23 protein-coding genes are annotated in these 22504 nt (G+C 57.0%); 7 read left to right on the top strand and 16 right to left on the bottom strand.

Annotated features, from left to right (window positions below):
* Positions 1–2: 2 nt before the first annotated feature.
* The 3 genes from plsX to RMR16_RS04210 all read right to left on the bottom strand — a co-directional run bounded on the left by plsX (position 3) and on the right by RMR16_RS04210 (position 2275).
* Positions 3–1064 carry a phosphate acyltransferase PlsX gene (plsX, locus tag RMR16_RS04220; protein ID WP_320199477.1) on the bottom strand — a complete coding sequence of 354 codons (1062 nt, stop codon included), beginning with the start codon at positions 1062–1064 and terminating at the stop codon, positions 3–5.
* Positions 1065–1164: 100 nt separating this feature from the next.
* Positions 1165–1728 (bottom strand): YceD family protein, encoded by a 564-nt coding sequence (locus tag RMR16_RS04215; protein ID WP_320199476.1) that lies wholly within the window; start codon positions 1726–1728, stop codon positions 1165–1167.
* Positions 1715–2275 (bottom strand): ubiquinol-cytochrome C chaperone family protein, encoded by a 561-nt coding sequence (locus RMR16_RS04210; protein WP_320199475.1) that lies wholly within the window; start codon positions 2273–2275, stop codon positions 1715–1717. Before RMR16_RS04210 ends, RMR16_RS04215 begins: the two co-directional genes overlap by 14 nt.
* A 15-nt stretch (positions 2276–2290) precedes the next feature.
* Here RMR16_RS04210 and RMR16_RS04205 point away from each other — a divergent pair, with 15 nt between their 5' ends.
* Together RMR16_RS04205 and RMR16_RS04200 are read left to right on the top strand one after the other, a co-directional pair.
* Positions 2291–2500: a hypothetical protein gene (locus RMR16_RS04205; protein ID WP_320199474.1), complete on the top strand. Its 210-nt coding sequence runs from the start codon at positions 2291–2293 to the stop codon at positions 2498–2500.
* 48 nt (positions 2501–2548) lie between these two features.
* Positions 2549–3097, top strand: a complete 549-nt coding sequence (locus RMR16_RS04200; protein ID WP_320199473.1) for an outer membrane protein assembly factor BamE — start codon at positions 2549–2551, stop codon at positions 3095–3097.
* A gap of 188 nt (positions 3098–3285) precedes the next feature.
* Here RMR16_RS04200 and RMR16_RS04195 read toward each other — a convergent pair whose 3' ends face one another.
* The 12 genes from RMR16_RS04195 to RMR16_RS04140 form a co-directional block, all read right to left on the bottom strand.
* A complete protein-coding gene (locus tag RMR16_RS04195) occupies positions 3286–5424 on the bottom strand; it encodes a sodium-translocating pyrophosphatase (protein WP_320199472.1) in 2139 nt (712 codons plus the stop codon).
* A 201-nt stretch (positions 5425–5625) separates the two neighbouring features.
* Entirely contained in the window at positions 5626–6855 is a 1230-nt protein-coding gene (locus RMR16_RS04190; protein WP_320199471.1) for an MFS transporter, read from the bottom strand.
* 20 nt (positions 6856–6875) lie between these two features.
* Positions 6876–7373, bottom strand: coding sequence for a transcription antitermination factor NusB (gene nusB / locus RMR16_RS04185; protein ID WP_320199470.1), 498 nt, complete (start codon positions 7371–7373; stop codon positions 6876–6878).
* 4 nt (positions 7374–7377) lie between these two features.
* Positions 7378–7824 carry a 6,7-dimethyl-8-ribityllumazine synthase gene (gene ribH, locus RMR16_RS04180; RefSeq protein ID WP_320199469.1) on the bottom strand — a complete coding sequence of 149 codons (447 nt, stop codon included), beginning with the start codon at positions 7822–7824 and terminating at the stop codon, positions 7378–7380.
* Positions 7825–7951: 127 nt separating this feature from the next.
* The gene (locus tag RMR16_RS04175) at positions 7952–8584 is read right to left on the bottom strand and encodes a LysE family translocator (protein WP_320199468.1); all 633 of its coding nucleotides are present in this window, start codon (positions 8582–8584) and stop codon (positions 7952–7954) included.
* Between the two features lie 46 nt (positions 8585–8630).
* Positions 8631–9242 (bottom strand): riboflavin synthase, encoded by a 612-nt coding sequence (locus tag RMR16_RS04170; RefSeq protein ID WP_320199467.1) that lies wholly within the window; start codon positions 9240–9242, stop codon positions 8631–8633.
* Entirely contained in the window at positions 9242–10495 is a 1254-nt protein-coding gene (gene ribD / locus RMR16_RS04165; protein WP_320199466.1) for a bifunctional diaminohydroxyphosphoribosylaminopyrimidine deaminase/5-amino-6-(5-phosphoribosylamino)uracil reductase RibD, read from the bottom strand. Before ribD ends, RMR16_RS04170 begins: the two co-directional genes overlap by 1 nt.
* Before the next feature lie 2 nt (positions 10496–10497).
* The gene (gene nrdR / locus RMR16_RS04160) at positions 10498–10977 is read right to left on the bottom strand and encodes a transcriptional regulator NrdR (protein WP_006312828.1); all 480 of its coding nucleotides are present in this window, start codon (positions 10975–10977) and stop codon (positions 10498–10500) included.
* 161 nt (positions 10978–11138) lie between these two features.
* Entirely contained in the window at positions 11139–12428 is a 1290-nt protein-coding gene (glyA, locus tag RMR16_RS04155; protein WP_320199465.1) for a serine hydroxymethyltransferase, read from the bottom strand.
* A gap of 191 nt (positions 12429–12619) precedes the next feature.
* Positions 12620–13951: a L,D-transpeptidase family protein gene (locus RMR16_RS04150; protein WP_320199464.1), complete on the bottom strand. Its 1332-nt coding sequence runs from the start codon at positions 13949–13951 to the stop codon at positions 12620–12622.
* Between the two features lie 312 nt (positions 13952–14263).
* Entirely contained in the window at positions 14264–14773 is a 510-nt protein-coding gene (ldtR, locus tag RMR16_RS04145; RefSeq protein WP_320199512.1) for a transcriptional regulator LdtR, read from the bottom strand.
* Between the two features lie 234 nt (positions 14774–15007).
* Positions 15008–15445, bottom strand: coding sequence for a DUF6163 family protein (locus RMR16_RS04140; RefSeq protein ID WP_320199463.1), 438 nt, complete (start codon positions 15443–15445; stop codon positions 15008–15010).
* A gap of 342 nt (positions 15446–15787) precedes the next feature.
* On the opposite strand from RMR16_RS04140, the gene hemB reads away from it, so the two are divergent.
* The 4 genes from hemB to RMR16_RS04120 all read left to right on the top strand — a co-directional run bounded on the left by hemB (position 15788) and on the right by RMR16_RS04120 (position 18515).
* Complete coding sequence (gene hemB / locus RMR16_RS04135; RefSeq protein WP_320199462.1) at positions 15788–16801, top strand: porphobilinogen synthase; 1014 nt, start codon at positions 15788–15790, stop codon at positions 16799–16801.
* Positions 16802–16866: 65 nt separating this feature from the next.
* Positions 16867–17325, top strand: a complete 459-nt coding sequence (locus RMR16_RS04130; RefSeq protein WP_320199461.1) for an RDD family protein — start codon at positions 16867–16869, stop codon at positions 17323–17325.
* A gap of 128 nt (positions 17326–17453) precedes the next feature.
* Positions 17454–18212: an arginyltransferase gene (locus RMR16_RS04125; protein WP_320199460.1), complete on the top strand. Its 759-nt coding sequence runs from the start codon at positions 17454–17456 to the stop codon at positions 18210–18212.
* Positions 18213–18272: 60 nt separating this feature from the next.
* The gene (locus RMR16_RS04120) at positions 18273–18515 is read left to right on the top strand and encodes an AbrB/MazE/SpoVT family DNA-binding domain-containing protein (RefSeq protein WP_320199459.1); all 243 of its coding nucleotides are present in this window, start codon (positions 18273–18275) and stop codon (positions 18513–18515) included.
* 280 nt (positions 18516–18795) lie between these two features.
* Here the strand turns inward: RMR16_RS04120 and parC are convergent, their stop codons facing one another.
* Positions 18796–21078: a DNA topoisomerase IV subunit A gene (gene parC, locus RMR16_RS04115; RefSeq protein WP_320199458.1), complete on the bottom strand. Its 2283-nt coding sequence runs from the start codon at positions 21076–21078 to the stop codon at positions 18796–18798.
* A gap of 226 nt (positions 21079–21304) precedes the next feature.
* Here parC and RMR16_RS04110 point away from each other — a divergent pair, with 226 nt between their 5' ends.
* Positions 21305–22495 (top strand): hypothetical protein, encoded by a 1191-nt coding sequence (locus RMR16_RS04110; protein WP_320199457.1) that lies wholly within the window; start codon positions 21305–21307, stop codon positions 22493–22495.
* The last annotated feature ends 9 nt before the right edge of the window (positions 22496–22504 follow it).

The following is a 22504-nucleotide window of genomic DNA, read 5'->3' as shown; positions in this document are numbered from 1 at the left end:
TGTTATTCCTCATCAGCCACAAGCGCCTCGGGTTCCGGAGGCGGAAGCCGTCTTGCGTGGTAAGCTTTCAAATCGTTTTCTATTTTGGCTGTCAGGCCATTATGCGCCATGTCGTAGCCGACATCGACCGCAGAGGCGAAGCCCATGGCGTCTGTGCCGCCGTGGCTTTTGATGACAATGCCGTTCAGGCCGAGAAACACGCCGCCATTGACCTTGCGCGGGTCCATCTTCTCACGCAGCACGTCGAACGCGCTTTTCGCCAGAATGTAGCCGATCTTGGCAATGAAACTGCGGGAAATCGCCTCACGCAGAAGCGTGGTGATCTGTTTTGCCGTGCCTTCCGCAGCTTTGAGCGCGATGTTGCCGGTGAAACCTTCGGTGACAACGACGTCAACCGTGCCCTTGCCGATATCGTCGCCTTCCACAAAGCCATGATAGTGGATCGTGGCAAGGTCAGCCTCGCGGATGAGACGGCCTGCTTCGCGGACCTCTTCCTGGCCCTTTACCTCTTCAACGCCGACATTGAGAAGCCCGACCGTCGGACGATCAATATCGAAAAGCGCGCGGGCCATGGCACCGCCCATGATCGCAAAATCCAGAAGCTGCTGCGAATCTGCGCCAATGGTTGCGCCGACGTCCAGAACGATGCTTTCGCCTTTCAGCGTAGGCCATATGCCGGCAATCGCTGGACGCTCGATGCGCGCCATGGTGCGCAGGCAGAATTTCGCCATTGCCATCAGCGCGCCGGTGTTGCCGGCGGAAACGGCAACATCCGCCTCGCCCACCTTCACCGCCTCAAGGGCACGCCACATGCTGGAAACATAACGGCCACGGCGCAGCGCCTGGCTGGGCTTCTCGTCCATGGCGACGGAAACTTCACAATCGAAAAACTCCGATTTTTCGCGAAGCTTCGGGTATTGCGCCAGAATAGGTTCGCATCTGCTCTTCTGCCCGTAAAGCAGGAAGGTCACATCGTTATGCCGTTCCAGTGCCTTGGCAGCGCCGGGTATGGCAACATCAGGGCCGAAGTCTCCACCCATGACGTCAATTGCTATTCTGATCACTCGTCCCTGATCCTTCTTACCGCTTTGCGGTGGAATTTTGCGCGAAAATACCGTTTCCGCGCAGGCTTACAACTGAATTGTTGGTATTTACCAACCACATTCAGTCTTTTTTCCAGTCTTTCAACACCGCAAAAGGCGATGGCTTTTTATCGGCCTCAGCCTTTTCCTCTCCGTAACCGGCAAAATCCACGTCCGGCTTGCGGGGGTATGGATCAATGGCGAGGGCTGCAAACTCCGCCACGACGACACCGACATCGATGGTATCGCCGGTAAAATGATCGGGCGTATCCGGTCCATCCGGGTCCAGCACGATCTCACCGTCGTCATTGGTCATCAAACGCGCCAGCTTTGAGCCTTCGGGCACAAAAATATGCTCGATGGTCTCGGCTATGACGCTCGGCACCGGCTCCAGCGTTACCACACATGCCTGTGTGAGAGCGGCGTTGACAGTGCCTGCAACCTTAATCCCATCTCGTTTCCACCGTGTGACCTGCAATTCACTTTTCAGGTACTCGACGGACAAAACATTCCATAATTTCGCCAGCGCATTCAACTCGTCCGCGCTTGCGACGAGACCAATCCTCACGGGATTGGCGGAAATATGGCCTACCTTCACGGGATAGGAAAAAGGTACGTCGTCATTGGCCGCGTTAGTCGAATTCATTGGAGCCTCTCAAGTCCGGGATGGGCAGCGTGACATGTCCCGTCGCAATCAGGTCTTCCGATTGCGCGGACAATGCTTGCGCCGCCGTCATCATCCAATTGGCAAGCCCGCGCATATCCGGCGCGGACGCTTCTGTTTGCGGGTATATATTGCGCAACAGGGCTGCCGCAAGGGCTTGCCCGTCTGCCGCATCCAGAGCGGCGGCATAGGATTCCAGCCGGCCGTAGAACATACCCGCGAATTTCTTCATGCGTTTCGGCACGCTCTGGTCGCCGACACCCAGTTCGCGCATGGAGTGATCCAGGTCTTGAAAAAAGGCGTCGACAATCTCCTGCGCAATCTCCTGCCCGCTGGTGGCGGAGGATTTCGTGCGGCGGAAATACAGAATCATCACCACGGACAGCAGCTCGAAACGGCCCATGACCGTGTCCGGCACACCCAGATGCAGATAGAAATCCGGCTGGCGGGCAGCAGAGGTCAGCGTGGCATATTGCCTGTCGACGATGGCGCGATTGTTGTTTTTCTTCCTGAAAAGCCCAAACACCATCGAAACTTCCAAATATTGACCGACGAAATCACGTCTCGCCCATCGCACTTGTTGCATGATTGCGAAAGCTGGTTTACCGAAGCATCCAAGAATTGCAATGCCGTTGAAGTCACGTTCATTGTCGGGCTGAAACAGTCGAGAGCAATCATCGCAGCAGGTGATGTTTTCGAAAACCTGTTGCAATCCTTTGTGAAACGGGGAATTCCTGTCCCCGGATTGACATAATCGTGTGTACAGAAGCGGTACAACACGCAATGCCGGAAGGTGCCATTCATGATCGCAGTCGGGGAAACGCAGGTGAGCAAGCAGAAGTCCGGAACGCAGACCAAGTTTCTGAGCAAGACTGCCGTTGCAATCGTCATCGCATCCAGCCTGCTGACGGCCTGCACCAGCACCACCGATGTTTTCCACAATGGTTATGTGGCCGATGAACAGTCCCTCCAGCTCATCCCGGTCGGCTCCAGCCGCGAACAGGTATTGCTGACGATGGGAACGCCCTCCACCACCGCGACATTCGGCAACGAAGTTTTCTACTACATTTCCCAGAAGCGCGTGCGCAAAGCCGCCTTCCTGAAACCCGTACTGGTTGAGCAGACCATTCTGGCGATCTATTTCGACAAGAACGGTGTCGTTTCGCAAAAGGCGAATTACACGCTTCAGGACGGCAAGGTGTTCGATTCGATTTCGCGCACCACACCAACCGGCGGCAAAGACCTCACCTTCTTGCAGCAGCTTCTGTCCGGCGGCACAGCCGGTGCAGGCATCGCCAAGAGCATTCTGGGCCAGAGCGCCGGCGGCGGCGGCGGCGGCAACGGCTTCTGATACAGCCGACAGACAATTCAAAAAGCCCGCGAGTGTCTCGCGGGCTTTTTTGTTTCACATTGTCGTCATGCCGGGCTTGATCCGGCATCCAGCAGCGCCGCGTCTGCGGTGCAAACGAGTCTTTCAACCCAAGGACTTGGGTTGACTGGACCCCGGATCAAGTCCGGGGTGACGGTAGCGGGGCCAGTTTACTGAGCCAAAATCGCCAGCAGCAACAGCGCCACGATATTGGTGATCTTGATGGCCGGGTTGACGGCGGGGCCGGCGGTGTCCTTGTAAGGATCACCGACCGTATCGCCGGTGACGGATGCCTTGTGGGCTTCCGATCCCTTGACGTGTTTGACGCCGTCCTTGTCGATGAACCCATCTTCAAAGCTTTTCTTGGCGTTATCCCAAGCGCCACCGCCAGACGTCATGGAAATGGCGACGAAGAGGCCATTGATGATGACGCCGAGCAGCGATGCTCCGAGCGCCGCGAAGGCGGATGCCTTGGAGCCTGAAATCAGCAAAACGCCGAAATAAACGACGATGGGCGCCAGCACCGGCAGCAGCGATGGAATAATCATTTCCTTGATCGCGGCTTTGGTCAAAAGGTCCACGGCGCGGCCATAATCCGGTTTTTCCGTGCCGAGCATGATGCCCGGCTTTTCGCGGAACTGACGACGGACTTCTTCGACGATGGAGCTCGCGGCCTTGCCCACCGCCGTCATGGCGATGCCGCTGAACAGGTAGGGTATCAGGCCACCGAAGATCAGACCGGCGACCACGTAAGGGTTGGACAGGCTGAAGGAAATCTCGCCTATGTCCTTGAAGTAGGGATAGGTATCCCCATTGGCCGCGAAATAGGCCAGGTCGTTGGAATAAGCCGCAAACAGCACCAGCGCGCCGAGGCCAGCCGAGCCGATGGCATAGCCCTTGGTAACGGCTTTGGTGGTGTTGCCCACCGCGTCCAGCGCATCCGTGGCTTTACGCACTTCGGGGGCGAGACCGGCCATTTCCGCAATGCCGCCCGCATTGTCCGTAACAGGACCGAAGGCGTCCAGCGCCACAATCATACCCGCAAGACCGAGCATGGCGGTAACCGCGATGCCGGTGCCGAACAGGCCCGCAAGCTGATAGGTGGAAATAATGCCGCCGACGATGACGATGGCGGGCAGTGCTGTCGATTCCAGCGAGACGGCAAGCCCCTGAATGACGTTGGTGCCGTGGCCGGTGACGGAGGCCTGCGCGATGGAATTGACCGGGCGTTTGTTGGTGCCGGTGTAATATTCCGTAATCACCACGATCAGCGCCGTAACGAGAAGGCCGACAAGGCCGCAGAAAAACAGGTTGGTGCCGGTGATGTTCATGCCCGCAACCGTGCCGATGGAACCCCAGCCGACGGTCAAGGATGTGGCAACGGCAATACCCGCGACCGAGAACAGCCCTGTGGCAATCAGCCCTTTATAGAGCGCGCCCATGATGGAGTTGTTGGTGCCGAGCTTCACGAAAAACGTTCCGGCAATCGACGTCAGAATGCAGACACCGCAAATAGCCAGGGGATAGAGCATGGCGTTTTCGAGAACCGGCGCACCGGCGAAAAAGATGGCTGCCAGAACCATGGTTGCGACCACCGAGACTGCGTAGGTCTCGAACAGGTCCGCCGCCATGCCCGCGCAATCGCCGACATTGTCACCGACATTATCGGCTATCGTAGCCGGGTTGCGGGGGTCGTCTTCCGGGATGCCCGCTTCGACCTTGCCGACCAGATCGCCACCGACGTCAGCGCCCTTTGTGAAGATGCCGCCGCCCAGGCGGGCGAAAATTGAAATCAGCGATGCGCCGAAGCCAAGCGATACGAGTGCGTCGATGACGGCGCGTGAGCCGACCGCGTGACCAAGCCCTGCCGTCAGCACGAGGTAGTAAATGGAGACGCCGAGCAGCGCGAGGCCCGCCACCAGCATTCCGGTGATGGCACCGGATTTGAAGGCGATGTCGAGACCTGCGGCGAGGCTGTGGGATGCGGCTTGCGCGGTGCGCAGATTGGCCCGCACGGACACATGCATCCCGATGAAACCGGCAGCGCCAGACAGCACGGCGCCAATGACGAAACCGACTGCGGCTTCTGGCGAGAGAAGAAGCCAAGCCGCGATCGCAACGATAATGCCGACGATTGCGATGGTAAGATATTGACGGGTGAGATACGCCTGCGCGCCCTCACGAATATAGCCTGCTATTTCACGCATGCGTTCGTTGCCTTCATCGGCCTCCAAAACGCTTTTCGTTGCCCATACCGCGTAAACCACGGACAGGACACCGCATAAAATTACCAACGCAATGACGGTCATTCGCACTTACCTCCAATGTGCCGGGCCCTCACTCCTTCCCGGCTGGCGAAACCATATGCCGGGCGCAAGGACGAATCGCCTTGCGCCAAGGTGAGCCATTTGTTCCCTCCCAAGAAGAAATGGCATGCGCGCCGAGATTGCGTTGGCGGACGCCTTGGCGTCAAGTCCGAAGATTCGTGATGAGAGGCGTATCGCTCTGATTCAGAGTGCTTTTTGTGTCTGCCTCTGTTTCAGCAACAGCGAACACACCAGCAGCAGGCAGAGACCGGCCACGGGCCAGATAACGAAGCTCATGACCGACCAGCCCCAGACGATAAAAACTTTACCCGAGGCGAACGACGACAGCGCGACGGTGCCAAACAGCGCGATATCGTGAAAGCCCTGCACCTTGTCTGCCTCATGAGGTCGATAGCTGGAGGAGACGATGGAGGTGGCACCGATGAAACCGAAATTCCAGCCCACGCCAAGCAGGACGAGCGCCGCCCAGAAATTCCAAAGCGCGATGCCCATATGCGCGACAATGGCGCAGCCCATGAGAAGCAGGAGACCGGCAGCCACGATCTTTTCCGCGCCGAAACGGGAAATCAACATGCCGGTAAAAAAGCTTGGTGCGAACATGGCAAGGACGTGCCACTGAATGCCGAGTGTTGCCAGTTCAGTTGCAAAACCGCAGCCGATGACCATGGCCAGCGGCGCGCCGATCATCATAAATGTCATCAACGCATAAGAGCCGATGCCGCACACCATACCGGTCATAAAGCGGCGTGTGGTGACGATGGCCCTGAGTGGCCGTGCCGGTTCGGACGTTGCGGACGCCCTGTTCAACTCCGGCAATTTCAGGAATGACATGATGATGCAGGCGATGAGGCCCAGCGGAATGAGCGCCATGAAGGCGCCGGCAAAGGTAACCGGCGCGAAAAAATCCTTGCCGAAAATCGCCAGTTGCGGCCCGACAATGGCGGAAATGATGCCGCCCGCCAGAATCAGTGAAATCGCTTTTGGCTTATAAAAAGACGGAGATGCGTCAGCGGCGGCGAAACGGATTTTCTGCGTAAAGCCGCCGGAAAGGCCGATCAGCATCAGGCCAAGCGCAAAAAGCCAGAATTCCGAGCGGAAAAGCGCAAGAGCGGCAAGCCCGCCGCCGATGGAGCACAGCAGCGCCCCGATCATAAAGCTGGCCTTGCGACCCAGAAAGCGGGAGGCAAGTGCCACCGCGATGGCACCCAGTGCAACACCGACGTTGAAACCTGTCGTCGGTGCCGTTGCCAGCGATTTATCCGCGCCAAGCAACTGATAACCGGCGAGTGCGCCAACCGAAAAGCTGAGCGGCGCGGCAGACCCCATGATCGCCTGTGCGGCCATGAGAAGGAAGACATTGCGCTTTGCTTCGGTGAGTTGGTTTTCAAGTCCCGGAACAGAAACGGCGCTCATGTCTTCCTCAATATTTCATTTTAACGCTTTGTCTCGCCACGCACCTGCTTGGCAATGCGGTCCAGCACGGCGTTTACAAGCTTCGGCTCGTCATGTTCGAAAAACGCACGGGCGATTTCGACATATTCGGTGACGATGACCGCGACCGGAACGTCCTTGCGCTCCAGAATCTCGAACGTTCCGGCACGCAGGATCGCACGAACAGTCGTATCCAGACGCGACAGCGGCCAGTCTTCCTGAAGTGCGGAGCGTACCAGCGGATCGATCTTCGTCTGATCGCGAACGACGCCAGCAACGATGGAACGGAACCACGAAGGATCGGCCTTCAGGTAAGTATCGCCATCCACTTCCTGTCCCAGACGGTGCGCTTCATACTCGGCAACGACTTCCATCACGCCGGTGCCACCGACATCCATCTGGTACAGCGCCTGCACGGCAGCAAGGCGTGCCGCACCGCGCTGGTTGACGGGCTTTGTAGAGGATGGGCGGGGTTCAGAACCGTTTTCGGTGTTGCTCATGCGTTCAGCCACCCAGCTTTTTCTTCAGTTCAATCATGGTCAGCGCTGCGCGGGCTGCAAAGCCACCCTTGTCCTTGTCGGACCGGCGAACGCGCGCCCATGCCTGATCTTCGTTTTCAACGGTCATGATGCCGTTGCCGATGGCCAGCGATTCACTGACGGCCAGATCCATCAGCGCGCGCGACGATTCGTTGGAAACGATATCGAAGTGATAGGTTTCTCCACGGATGACCATGCCGAGTGCGACGAAACCATCATATTCCGTGCCTTCATTGTCCGCGCCATCCAGCGCCATGGCGATGGCCGGTGGAATTTCCAGCGCGCCGGGAACGGTGATGATGTCATAGGTGGCACCAGCTTCATCGAGCGCAAATTTCGCGCCGTCGAGAAGAGCATCGGCCATATCGTCATAAAAACGTGCTTCCACGATGAGAAGATGGGGCTTGGACATGGGAATTTCCTGAAAAGCTGCGCCGGATCATCCCGGCTTTTGGCGCGGTCAAACCATGGCTTGCCACGCTTGGCAAGCATTTTTAATGCATGTCAGATGCGCCGAGGCCTTTGCGGGGCCTCTAGCGTCACGTTTTCTGGAACGCGAGATGAACGCCGAGGCCCATCAAAACAGCACCTGCACCACGGCGCACAATACCCTGCACGACGCTGGAACGCTTCAATCGCCCCAACATCGCACCGGCCAAAAGCACACCGACCAGATCGGCAGATGAAAAGATGAGATTGACGACGATACCGAGGATCAGAAACTGCAACCAGACTGGAAATGCCGCAGCAGGATCAACGAACTGCGGCAGGAATGCCAGAAAGAACAGCGCAGTTTTGGGGTTCAGCACATCAACAATGATGCTGTCGACAAAAGCGCGCCTTGCCGATTTCGGCTCGATCGCAAAGCTGACGTCCTGCCCTTCCAGCTTGCTTCGCAGCATGGAAAAGCCGAGCCAGATCAGATAGAGCGCGCCGCAGAGTTTGACGACGAAATAAAGCCAGGGCACGGCCTGAAACAAAACCGAAAGACCGGCTGCCGCCGCGACAATGTGGAAGTAGCAACCGACATGAATGCCGAGAACCGCCATCAAACCGGCAAAGCGTCCACGCGCCATGGTTTGCGCTGCCGCATAAAGCATGGCGGGGCCGGGAATGTAGGCAAAGAGCGCCGTCGTGATGAAAAAGGCAGTCAGCAATTCAAACGATGGCATATCGATCCCCCAACCGCCTGCCCTGTTATCAGATCAGGCACATATTTTATGCAGCCGGAAACTCCGCGAGTCTAGCGGCATAGCGGGCCATCGTATCGACTTCGAAATTCACGAAATCGCCTGGCTGACGGTCGCCCCAGGTGGTGACGGAAAGCGTGTGGCGGATGAGCAGGACGTCGAAATCCGTGCCGTTGACGGCATTGACGGTCAACGACGTGCCATCCAGCGCGATGGAACCCTTTGGTGCCACGAACTTCGCCAGATGCTCCGGCGCACGGAGGCGGATGCGAACCGCCTCGCCTTCGGATTCCACCGACAGGATTTCGGCCTTGTCATCCACGTGGCCGGAGACGATATGGCCGCCGAGTTCGTCGCCGATTTTCAGCGCGCGCTCCAGATTGACGCGGGTATCCTTGGTCCAGCTTGCAATGGTGGTCAGGCGAAGCGCTTCTTCCCAAGCCTCGACCTCGAACCAGCGCTCGTTGCTGCCCTGTTCGGGAAGCTTCGTCACCGTCAGGCACACGCCGCCATGGGAAATCGATGCGCCGATATCGATGGTCTTGGGATCATAAGCGGTCGCCACGCGCAGTCGCACGCCTTCCGGCAGCGCCTCAAGCTCGGACACGGTTCCGACATCGGTGACAATTCCGGTAAACATCAAAGCGGCCTTTCAAATTCAAAACAGCGATCCGGCCCATAAGGCGTTTCGCTGACAAAGGTAAATTCCTCGGGCATATCGGCACGCTGGATCGGGCTTTCAAGTCCGCCCGTGCCAATGACCATGGGACTCTCGAACAGCAGGATACGGTCTACGAGGCCAGCTTCAAGGAATGTTTTTGCGACATGAGCGCCGCCTTCGACCAGAATTTCCGACATTCCACGATTGGCGAGTATGGTGAGGAGGGATTGGAGGGTGGAGGTTTCGAGGATTTCGACGTTGGCGGATTCGAGTTCGGTGCGCTGGTGGGTGGCGCTGCCCCCCTCTGCCCTGCCGGGCATCTCCCCCACAGGTGGGGAGATTGGCAAGACGAGGGCTTCACCAGCAACTCTAGCCTCAGATTGAGACGCGGTAACATCCAACAGGGAGCGAGCGAGCGCTCCATCGATCTCCCCACCTGTGGGGGAGATGCCCGGCAGGGCAGAGGGGGTCTTCGCCCCGAGCACAGCGACCACAACCGCCACATCCCGCGCCGTCTTCACCAGCTTCGACCCCACCGGTAACTCCAACCGCCGATCCAGCACAATCCGCACCGGCGAGCGATGCTCCTGCCCCGGAATACGCACAGTCAGTTCTGGATCATCGGCAATCGCCGTGCCTTTTCCAACCAGAATGGCATCACAGCGGGCGCGCAGTTCCTGCACCGCGTGGCGGGACTCCGCGCCGGTGATGGCGATCTGCCCCTCGCCTTTGCGGCCAATCATGCCGTCGGCGGAAATGGCAAGTTTCAGAATCACATGCGGGCGGTTTTTCATCTTGCGTGTGAGGTACCCGGCCAGCTCGCGCTTGCCCTCAGCGCGCAGCAATCCGGTTTCAACCGTAATGCCGGCATCGCGCAAAATCGCATAACCGCGACCGGAAACACGCTCATCCGGATCATCGACGGCGACGACCACGCGGGCCACGCCGAAATCCACCAGCGCGTTGGCGCAGGGTGGGGTTTTGCCGAAATGGGCGCATGGCTCAAGCGTCACATAAGCGGTCGCACCGCGTGCGGCGTCCCCGGCCAGATTCAGCGCGTTGCGCTCCGCGTGGGGCCTGCCGCCCACCGAGGTCGCGGCTTCGGCGATGATCTCGCCATTCTTGACGAGAACGCAGCCCACGGCGGGATTGGTGTCGGTAAGGCCCGTATGGCGACGGGAAACCTCGATTGCCCGTGCCATGAATCTTTCGTCATCGGCGCGGGTTGTCACTGTTAGACTCCAGCGTCTGTATCGCGGGCGATCTTGGCGTTGATCTCGGCGATGACGTTTTCAAAATCTTCCGCATGGCTGAAGTCGCGGTAGACCGATGCGTAACGCACGAAGGCCACGTCATCGAGGCTTTTCAGCGCTTCGAGCACCTGCAAACCGATTTCTTCCGATGGAATTTCCGTCTCGCCGGAGCTTTCCAGACGACGCGCAATACCGGACACGGCACGCTCTATACGGTCACGGTCCACCGGGCGCTTGCGCAGCGCGATCTCGAAAGACCGCACCAGTTTTTCGCGATCGAATGGCAGCTTGCGGCCGCTTTTTTTGATGACCATCAGCTCGCGCAATTGCACGCGCTCATAGGTCGTGAAGCGACCGCCGCAATCGGGGCAAATGCGCCGCCGGCGGATGGAGGTGTTGTCCTCCGCCGGACGGGAGTCCTTAACCTGCGTATCTTCCGAACCGCAAAAAGGGCAGCGCATCTGCGTATTCCTTCGTTCTTACTGTCTGTTCAAGAATTGCTGCTGATGTGGCGAAAATGGTAATTTCGAGAACCGGAGCGGAGCGTACTTAACGTACGTGAGCACCGGAAGCGCAGAAATTGCCATTTGCAGCCCATCAGCGGCAATTATGGAATAGACTGTTACAGGTACGGGTACATCGGGAAACGGTCTGTCAGTGTGACGACCTTTTCACGAACAGTAGCTTCGACACCGGCATTGCCTTCATCGGAATTGGCAGCCTTGAGGCCATCCAGTGTCTCGACGATCAGCTTGCCGATTTCGCGGAATTCCGCTTCCTTGAAGCCGCGTGTCGTGCCGGCAGGCGTGCCGAGACGGACGCCCGAAGTAACGAACGGCTTTTCAGGATCGAACGGAATGCCGTTCTTGTTGCAGGTGATGTAGGCGCGACCGAGAGCGGCTTCCGCACGCTTGCCAGTGGCGTTCTTCTTGCGAAGATCGACCAGCATCAGGTGGTTGTCGGTGCCGCCGGAAACAACGTCCAGACCGCCTTCGATCAGCGTTTCGGCCAGAGCCTTGGCGTTCTTGACGATCTGCGCTGCGTAATCCTGGAACTCAGGCTGCAATGCTTCACCGAAGGCAACGGCCTTGGCGGCGATGATGTGCATGAGCGGGCCGCCCTGCAAGCCTGGGAATACGGCGGAGTTGAACTTCTTCGCCAGATCTTCGTCGTTGGTCAGGATCACGCCGCCGCGTGGGCCGCGCAGCGACTTGTGGGTCGTTGTCGTTGCAACGTGGCAATGCGGGAATGGCGATGGGTGCTGACCACCGGCCACGAGGCCAGCGATATGAGCCATGTCGACCATGAGATACGCGCCGACCGAGTCAGCGATTTCGCGGAAACGCTTCCAGTCCCAGATGCGGGAATAGGCAGTGCCACCGGCGATGATGAGCTTTGGCTTGGTTTCCTTGGCCTTGCGCTCGACTTCGTCCATATCCAGCAGGTTGTCGCCTTCACGAACGCCGTAAGACACGACGTTGAACCATTTGCCGGACATGTTGACCGGCGAACCGTGCGTCAGGTGACCACCAGAATTCAGGTCGAGGCCCATGAAGGTATCGCCCGGCTGAAGCAGCGCGAGGAACACGGCCTGGTTCATCTGCGAACCGGAGTTTGGCTGAACGTTGGCGAAGTTGACACCAAAAAGCTTCTTGGCGCGTTCGATGGCCAGCTCTTCAGCGATATCGACGAACTGGCATCCGCCGTAATAACGCTTGCCGGGATAACCCTCGGCATATTTGTTGGTCATGATCGAGCCCTGAGCTTCCAGCACAGCGCGGGAAACGATGTTTTCCGAGGCGATCAATTCAATTTCGTGACGCTGGCGGCCCAGCTCCTTCTCAATCGCGCCAAAGATATCCGGATCGGTATCGGCAAGCGTACGGGAGAAGAAGGCATCTGTGTTGGACATGATGGAAGCTCCTGAAACAGTAATGCGATGGGGTCTTAACGCCCTGCCCTTTCAAGAGCAATACGGGCAACGAGATTTGCCCGTCAAACTGCGACCTTCAAAAGAAAAATTCCATTTTTTCGTCGCATATTCGCAAAAAGAAAAAGCCGCGCTGTGGAAAGCGCGGCTTCTGAATGATTTTTACGGTCAGATCAGTTGCGTGGCAGAAGGTCGTCGTCAACCGCACCTGCGGGCTGTTCCATGCCGGTCTTGGTGTTCAAAGCCAGTTCGGCGTTGCCATCCTGGCTATAGATGTCATCGCGGAACTGCACGACACCATCCCGTGTGGACCAGGCCGTGATGTAGACGAAGTACACCGGAAGCTCCTGCGCCAGTTTGATCGGCTTGTTCTGGCGCGTGGCAATGACCCGCTCGATTTCCTGACGCGACCAGCCGGGCGTGTCGCGCAGCATCCAGGTGGTCAGATCGCGAACGTTCTGAACGCGAACGCAACCGGAGGATTCGAAGCGCATGAGTTTGTTGAACAGACCCTGCTGCGGCGTATCGTGCATGTATTCGTTGTTCGGGTTGTGGAAGTTGATCTTCGTCGAGGACATGGCGTTGTTCTTGCCCGGATCCTGACGGAACATCAGGTTCGGCGCCTTTGGTGCAAACCAGTCGATCGTCGTTGGTGAAACTTCCTGACCCTTGCCATCGATGAGGCGGATATTGTTCCGCTCCAGATAGGTCGGATCCTTCTGCATCAAAGGAACGATGTCCTTTTCGATGATGGAACGCGGCGAGGTCCAGTAAGGATTGAGGATGATCTCGTAAATCTTGGAGTTGATCATGTGCGTTGGGCGGCTGGCGCGACCGACAACGGCGGTATTGCGCAGCACAACGCGGTTGTTCTCCACAGCTTCGATGGAAGCCGCAGGAACGTTGACCATGACGTGGCGCTGGCCGAGATCACCCGACATCGTATTGACGCGAATAAGGTTGGTCTGAAGTTGTCCAAGGCGGACTTGCGCAGAAACATTCAGCGCCTTCAATGTGTATTCGCCGATAACGCCGTCGGCTGGAAGACCGTGACGCGCCTGAAAACGCTTCAAGGCACCATCGACATAGGAATCGAATGCGCTGGAAATGCCCGCTTCACGCGGCAGATCGCCGGAGATCATCAGGCGCTGACGCAAGGCTTGCACGGAAGGATCGCTCACGCCGATCTGAAGTTTTTGTTGGCTCGCGGGAACATCCGGCCAGCCACCATTGGAGACGATCTGCTGGTACTGCATCATCGCCTGCTGCACATAGGCTGGCGATTCAGGGCTGAGAACCGGTGTGTTGGATGCCACATTGGCCGTCGCACGCGATGAGTTCGCGTCGAACTGATCGTCCCAGTTACCGCGACGCGACGATCCGATCAGATCGCTAAAGGCATCCTGCGCCAATGCGGGCGCGGCAAGAGCCGCAGCACCCAAGGTAACGGCAGAACGCAACATGGTGCGCCGGGACAGAAGTTCAGGAACGGATTTTTTTGTCATTGTACCTACCAGCCAATTCATTAGGCATTTTAAACAATACCTAAAACAACATCGTTAACAAACACGTCTGCACGCGCCTGCCGGCAGGATTAACTCTATGAACCTGAAGAAAACGCAGGACGCGAACACAGGAGAAACCGCCGACTTTTTCAATCTTGGCGGTCCCATACCAATATGGCCAATTCGTGTCACCCCAAGGCTTCTCACGAAGCTGTGTCACCGGGGATTTTAAGGAAAAGCCGCGTAAAAATGCAACAAGCCGGATGCGCCCCGCATCCGGCTTTGATGTATCGATGATCTAACCGCGAAGGATTACAGGCGGTAAGCGATGCTGTCGTTCCAGAAACGGTCCAGACGCTGAAGCATCTTGTTCATTTCTGCGAATTCGCCGGTGCCGATGCCGCCGACTTTTTCGATGGAGCCGATGTGGCGTTCATAAAGGCGGGCAACGGTTTCTGCGATGTCCTGTCCGGTTTCCGTCAGGCTGATGCGAACCGAGCGACGGTCGATGCGCGAACGCTGGTGGTTGATGAAGCCGAGGTCTACCAGCTTCTTGACGTTGTAAGAAACGTTGGAGCCGAGGTAGTAACCACGCGAACGAAGCTCGCCAGCGGTCAGTTCGGATGTGCCGATGTTGAAGAGAAGCAGTGCCTGAACTGCGTTGACATCATCACGGCCCTGACGGTCGAACTCGTCCTTGATGACATCGAGAAGGCGGCGGTGGAGACGCTCAACCAGGTGAAGCGATTCCATGTAGAGAGAGCGGATGGTTTCGTCCTGAGCGTCGGAAACGATGGCCTGTGGCTTTGCTTTTGTATTGATCATGACTGCCTCACTGTTTTGTTTGGCGGTGTTTGATTTTGTTTCCCGCCTTGAGAGGAAATCTAAGCAATGCGCATAAAATTCTACTTAAAATGCAGGATTAATGAATGGTTACCTGCATGTTCTGCTTTTGATGAAGCTTGTATCAAATCCAAAATCGGCCCATTCACCCCTATATATTTCAATGACTTACATTAAAAAACACAGAAAAAACCGGGCTGAACTGCTTTAATTTTATGGTAAATCAATTCTTGAGCGCTCATCGTTTTGACGCGCATCCAGCCAGAAAGCGACCTGAAATAGTATATAAACCGTTGCTACGATGCCGTGCATGACAGGCACTATGGTGTTATTTCCGTAAATATTCGGCCAGACCTTATACATGGCGATCTGGGTGCCGGCCCCGATGACCCACATGACCGCCCCCCACGACACGCCAAGCCACAGCCCGAGCGCTGCAACGGGGAAAACAACGGCCAGACTGGTGCCGGCCACACGCCATTGCATGTTGAGCATATCGAACCGCGCCTGCCCGCCCAGCGAATAGCCGGTGAGCATGGCCCAATATTGCAGGCCGAACCAGAAACACGAAAGCGCAACCAGCCTCAGAAAGACAAGGTAGAGGATTTCCGCAAGCGGCCGTTTCGGATGAGGCAGAGAATCAGGTTCCATGGCGCGAAGATAGTTGGCAGTTGGCCGTGCGACCAGACAATATTGCGCCGCTGCACACCGGCTGTCAAAAAGCTCTGTGCTTTGCGCATGTCGGTATCACAAAACCGCGGCGCCCGTTTGCGCGACATGCGTTAGGCAATCTGCCGCATTCGCATACTTTGTTCATTGTGTTATGGACCACGGCACATTCATACTCCCTCATTCCTGTGGGTGTCACAGGAATCTGGTCAGACCAGGTCATTGGGCTGAGAAAACCCTTTCCGCCGCGCAGAGGCGCGTCGACTGGATTCCTGTGACAAGCACAGGAATGAGGGCATACAATTATGCTTGAAGGACATAGCGATGAACGACAGGACACATCTGGTAGACCACATCACCGGCCACCGCCGTATGCGCAGAAACCGCAAGGCGGACTGGACTCGCCGTTTGGTGCGGGAAAACCTTCTGACCGTGGATGATCTGATCTGGCCTGTGTTCATCGTGCCGGGCACGAATATTGTCGAGCCTATTCCCGCCATGCCCGGTGTGAACCGCATGAGCGTGGACAAGCTGTTGGAGGCGGTGAAGGAAGCTGCCGATCTCGGCATTCCCGCCATCGCCACCTTCCCCAATATAGAGATGGAGTTGCGGGACCAAACCGGCTCGCAGGTTCTGGAAGCCAACAACCTGATCAATCAGGCGACCGCCGCCATTAAAAAGGCGGTGCCGAATATCGGCATCATCACCGATGTGGCGCTGGACCCCTTCACCAGCCACGGCCATGACGGCATTTTGCGGGGCGACGAGATCGTCAATGACGAAACCGTCGATCAGGTCGTCAAGGCCGCCATCATGCAGGCGGACGCAGGCTCCGACATTATCTCACCATCTGAAATGATGGATGGCCGCGTTGGCGCGATCCGTCGCGGTTTGGATGCCGCCGGCCACCAGAATGTCAGCATCATGTCTTATGCCACCAAGTTCTCTTCCGGTTTTTATGGACCTTACCGCGAGGCGATTTCCACCAGCGGGCTGCTGAAAGGCGACAAGAACAGCTATTACATCAACCCTGCCAACGGCACGGAAGCGGTACGCGATGCCGCGCTGGATGTGGAAGAAGGTGCCGATATGCTGATGGTCAAACCCGGCCTGCCCTATCTCGACATTTGCTGGCGTCTGAAAGAAGCATTCGGTCTGCCAACCTTCGCCTATCAGGTCTCTGGCGAATATAGTCAGATCAAGGCTGCCGCCATGAATGGCTGGATTGATGGTGAGCGCGTGATGATGGAAACGCTGCTGTGTTTCAAACGTGCGGGTTGCGATGGTATTTTGACCTATTTCGCCATCGAAGCTGCGAAGAAGCTCGCCAAGAGTTAATGGTGCACATCATTGCATTCGATGGTTTCAACACCATATCATTTCCCGAACAGGAGAAACCGTCGATGAGTCTCGACCCGAACACCACCTATGCTCCCGCGGAAGACTGGCGCGCCTATAGCGGCGTGCTGAGCCGCCGGGTCTTTGCATTCATTATCGACTACATGATCGTGCTGCTGCTGTGCATTCCCGCCGCCGTGATCGTGTTTTTCCTCGGCGTCGTGACGCTTGGTCTTGGGTTCTTCCTTTATCCGGTGCTGTTCTTCGTCGTCGCCATTCTCTATTTCGGCATGACGCTGGGCAGTTCCGCGCAGGCAACACCGGGTATGCGGGCCGTGGGCATTGCCATGGCGCGTCTGGATGGACGGAGAATCGATTTTCTGCTGGCCACTGTGCATATTGCGCTTTTCTGGATCATCAATTCGATCCTGACACCGCTTATTCTTCTGGCTGGCCTGTTTACCGAGCGTTCGCGGCTGGTGCACGATTTCCTTCTGGGTACGGTTATCGTCAGAACGCCTTGAAATTTACAGGAAGCCGCCTTCGGGCGGCTTCAATTTGATGTGCAGCCCGCATCTTCCAGTTGACGTTTCGCGGCTTTTTGTCATTCTGATACAGAGGCTTGAGTGGCGAAGGGAGCGATCAGGGTTCGATGAACACGCAGACGACGCCTTCTCCGCAGTTTTATCTTACGGCACCGGCCACCTGTCCGTATTTGCCGGGGCAGTTGGAACGGAAGGTGTTTACGCATCTTGTCGGGCCGCGCGCTGCTGAGATGAACGACCTTCTCACGCAAGGCGGTTTTCGCCGCTCACAGAACATCGCTTATCGTCCCGCCTGCGAAACCTGCCGTGCCTGCGTTTCGGTACGTATCCTCGCCGGGCAGTTTGCCCCCACGAAATCCATGCGCCGCGTTCTTGGCATCAACAGCGATCTGGTTGCGACGGTTCATCAATCGGAACCCTCCACCGAACAATTCTCCCTCTTCCGCCGCTATCTCGACCACCGGCACCAATCCGGCGGCATGTCGGATATGTCGGCGCTGGACTATGCGGTGATGGTGGAAGACACGCATGTCAACACGCGCATCATCGAATATCGCAAGCGCGCACCCGGCGCGGGTATCGATGACAGCAAACGCGGCGAACTCATAGCCGTTGCGCTTACCGACACGATGAGCGACGGTCTTTCGATGGTTTATTCCTTCTTCAACCCCGACTACGAAAAACGCTCACTCGGCACCTACCTCATCCTCGACCACATCGCCCGCACCCGAACCCTCGGTTTGCCGCATGTCTATCTCGGTTATTGGGTCGATGGCTCAGACAAGATGGGCTACAAAACCCGCTATCATCCACAGGAGCATCTGACGCCGCGTGGGTGGGAGTTGTATGAGGCGCCGACCACCTAGAGTCATATTTTCAGACGATCATAGCTGTGCTGTGGCGATCATCCAAACTGGGACGACGCGATGAAGGTCACTGTAGAAAAAATTGGAAATTCCGAGGGCATCACCATCCCGGCAGAGCTTATGAGCCGCTTGGGCTGGAAAGTTGGCGATGTACTGGAACTCAGAGCCGACGATAAGTTCATCGAGCTGACGTCAGCCCGTGACGAGTTAGAAGCGACAGACGACTTGGATCGACAACTCATAGCTGCGCGTAAAGCGATGCGAAAATATCGCGTGGCCCTAAGCAAGTTGGCAAACTCTTGAGATTAGGTGGCCCGATAGGAGAGAGCTAGTCAACTTCTCACGGCACATCGCACAATGGTTCTGGTTGCGTCAGACCTCCGCACTTCCTGTGCTTGTCACAGGAATCCAGTTGGAGCGTGTCTGCGCGACAAAAGAACCTTTTCAGCCCAAAGACTTGGGCTGGCTAGATTCCTGTGACAAGCACAGGAATGAGGAAGTGCGGGTGTGACGACATTTAAACCATTGGGTGGTGCAACGCCGATCCATCAAAGATCACAATATACTCCACTACCCTAACGCCTCACCCGCCAAACTTACCACTGCGCGGGAAACCCTTTGGCACAGTGCGGCCTGCGGTGGCGCGGTCGGCCATCCATTCCAGCAATTCGTCACCGATCTTGGAGAAGGAGCGGCCAGCGCTGTCTTCCCATGTCAGGCCGTTTGCCAGTGCAAAGCATTTCACGTCCGAAATGCCGCCGTCCTTGTAGCGTTGCAGGCGCACGCCCTTGCCGCGAGACATTTCCGGCACTTGTGCCAGCGGGAAGGTCAGCATCTTGCGGTTCTCACCGACGATGGCAACGTGATCACCTGTTACCGTCACGACCAGCTTCATTTCGTCAGGCATGGAGACATTCATGATCTGCTTGCCCTTGCGGGTATTGGCAACCATTTCCGTTTCCGCCACCACAAAGCCGTTACCGGCGGTGGAGATGAGCAGGAGCTTGCGTGAGGCGTCGTGGACGAAGGCGGTCAGGATATCCTGATCGTTTTCCATATCGACCATGATACGCACCGGCTCACCATGGCCACGACCGCCCGGCAGCTTGTCTGCGCCAAGCGTGTAGGCCTTGCCGCCGGTTGTTACCAGCAGCAGCTTGTCCGTTGTCTGGGCCGGGAAAGCCAGTTTCGGGCCATCGCCTTCCTTGAAGGTCAGCGCCGATGTATCGGCCATGTGGCCCTTCAGCGCCCTGATCCAGCCCTTTTGCGAAATGACGATGGTGACCGGTTCTTTTTCGATCATCGACTGCTGAATGGCATCCATATCGGCAGTCGGCGCCATGGCAAACATGGTGCGGCGCGCGCCAAGCTTCGTCACCTTGGCGTATTTCTTTTTGACCTCTTCGATTTCCCAGGAAACCGTTTTCCACTGCTTTTCAGAGGATGCGAGCAGCGCCTCAATGTCAGCTTTCTCGCTGCTCAAGCCCTCGAACTCCGTGCGGATTTCGAATTCTTCAAGCTTGCGCAAAGAACGAAGGCGCATGTTGAGAATGGCTTCGGCCTGAATATCCGTGAGGTTGAATCGGGCAATCATCACCGGCTTCGGCTCATCTTCCTCGCGGATGATGGCAATGATCTCATCAATGTTGAGATAGGCGATGAGGAAGCCGCCGAGAATTTCAAGGCGTCTGTCAATTGCCGCCAGGCGGAAGCGCGAACGGCGCAGAAGCACGTCGCGGCGGTGGTCTAGCCACTCTTTCAGCACCTCGTTCAGCGCCATGACCTTTGGCGTACGACCGAGCGACAGGACGTTCATATTGAGCGGAATGCGGTTTTCCAGATCGGACAGCCGGAACAGCGATTCCATCAACAGCGTGGCATCGACCGTGCGGTTCTTCGGAACCAGCACCACGCGCACATCCTCGGCAGATTCGTCGCGCACGTCTTCCAGCAACGGCAGGCGGCGCGCCAGCAACAGTTCGGCAATCTTTTCGATCAGCCGTGATTTTTGAACCTGATAGGGAATTTCGGTGATGACGATCTGATAACCGCCGCGACCGAGATCTTCGATTTCCCATTTTGCACGAACGCGAAAACCGCCGCGACCCGTTTTGTAGGCCTCAAGCATGCTTTCCCGGGTTTCAACGATGATGCCGCCCGTTGGCAGATCCGGCCCTTCGATGCCGCCCTTTTCAGGATGCGCGGGATCGAACATCAAATCTTCGACGCTGGCGTCCGGGTTCTTGATCAGGCGAAGCGCTGCATCGCAGAGTTCATGGGCGTTGTGCGGCGGGATGGACGTTGCCATGCCCACGGCAATGCCGGAGGAGCCGTTGGCCAAAAGGTTCGGGAAGGCGCCGGGCATCACCACCGGCTCCTCGTCTTCCTCGTTATAGGTGGCGCGGAAATCCACCGCGTCCTGCTCGATGCCTTCCAGCAACAGAGCCGCCACGTCGGTCATGCGCGCTTCGGTATAACGATAGGCGGCGGCGCCATCGCCATCGATATTGCCGAAGTTGCCTTGACCGTCGACGATGGGGTAACGCTGGGAGAAATCCTGCGCGAGACGCACCAACGCATCATAGACCGACTGGTCGCCATGCGGGTGGAACTTACCGATGACGTCACCGACGATACGGGCGCATTTCTTGAACGCGGAATTGGGACGGATGCCCATCTCGCTCATGGCGTGAATGATGCGGCGATGCACCGGCTTCAAGCCATCACGAACGTCCGGCAGCGCACGGTGCATAATGGTCGACAATGCATAGGCCAGATAGCGCTCTTCAAGCGCCGCCTTCAAATCAACCGGAACAATGTTGTTGTCGTCGTCTCCGCCAGACGGAGGAAGAAGATTTTTTCCCATGCCGCTTGACTAGCCGAAATGCAGATTCCCGGCAAGGAATCCGGGCTTTTCCGCTGTGGATGACAGCTGCCAGCGCTATATTTTTCGTTAATCTTGTTTTTATGCCGCAATTCAGCCATTCGTTGGAAAGTAACAATGCGCTAGACCGTTGCTATGCCACGGATATAAATGCGTGATTCCGATTTTTACGAGTTCAGATTTCCGCACCTATGAGGGAAGAGACAGAATGAGACCCCAATCCACCCGGCATTTTCTGCTCGCAAGTGCAGCAGCCATCGCATTCGCATCACCGGCATTCGCACTTGATGGCGCAGACGTGCTGAAAAAAATCAACGCGGCCTACCACGTTCAGGGTGCAACAATCGCTGCAAAGTCCATCGCAGTAAACGGCACCACAGTGACGCTGACCGACGTGACATTCAGCGCAGGAGCGGACGTTGCGCAGAAATTCCCCGTTGGAACCGTAACGCTTGAAGGCGTTGAGGAAGACAAGGGCGGCTATAACGTTGAAAAAATGAGCTTCGAGAACGTCAACTATGCTCAGGAAAATGTGGCGATCAGCGTCAGCGACATCTACATGTCCGGCGTTGTCATTCCCGCAGATGCCACCACCGGCAAACTGAACTCGATGCTGTTTTACGACGAGGCTCACAGCGGTCCGGTTTCCGTCAAGGTCGATGGCAAGCAGGCATTCGCGCTGGAAGAAACCACCACGACGTTGACCAAGAGCGACGACGAAAGCACGGTCAGCTTCGACCTGAACGCAACTGGCTTCAAGGCTGATCTCAGCGATGTGACAGACCCGCAGACGAAGGCCGCCATCGACAAGCTGAAGATCAAGTCACTCAGCGGTCAGATGACGATGAGCGGCTCCTGGGAAATCGCGCCCGGCACCATCAATATCGACGAATATGCCGTTGATCTGACCGATATCGGTCGCCTTAATCTGGCTGTGAGCTTCTCCGGTTACACGCTCGATTTCATCAAGTCGATGCAGGATGCCGTCAAGGCGCAGGCTGCCAACCCCAACAAGGAACAGGCAGATCAGGCCGCTGGTCTCGCCATGCTTGGCCTCATCCAGCAGCTTAGCTTTATCAGCGCGGAAATCAGCTTCGATGATGCCAGCATCACCAAGCGCGCGATCGATTATGTTGCTGGCGAACAGGGCATGACGAGCGATCAACTGTCGCAGACCATCAAGGGCATGGCGCCGTTGATGCTGGCGCAGTTGAACGTGCCGGAATTGCAAAATGCCGTTTCTCTTGCCATCAACACCTATATCGATGACCCGAAGAACTTCACCATTTCCGCAGAGCCGGAAAAGCCCGTGCCCTTCCCCATGATCATGGGTGCCGCCATGGGTGCGCCAAACACGCTTCCAAAGGTTCTGGGCGTGACGGTAACGGCGAACGAATAGTCTTCTCTA

Source organism: Agrobacterium sp. rho-13.3, from assembly GCF_033957765.2.
Taxonomy (GTDB): domain Bacteria; phylum Pseudomonadota; class Alphaproteobacteria; order Rhizobiales; family Rhizobiaceae; genus Agrobacterium.
This window is presented reverse-complemented; position numbering and strand designations above follow the sequence as displayed.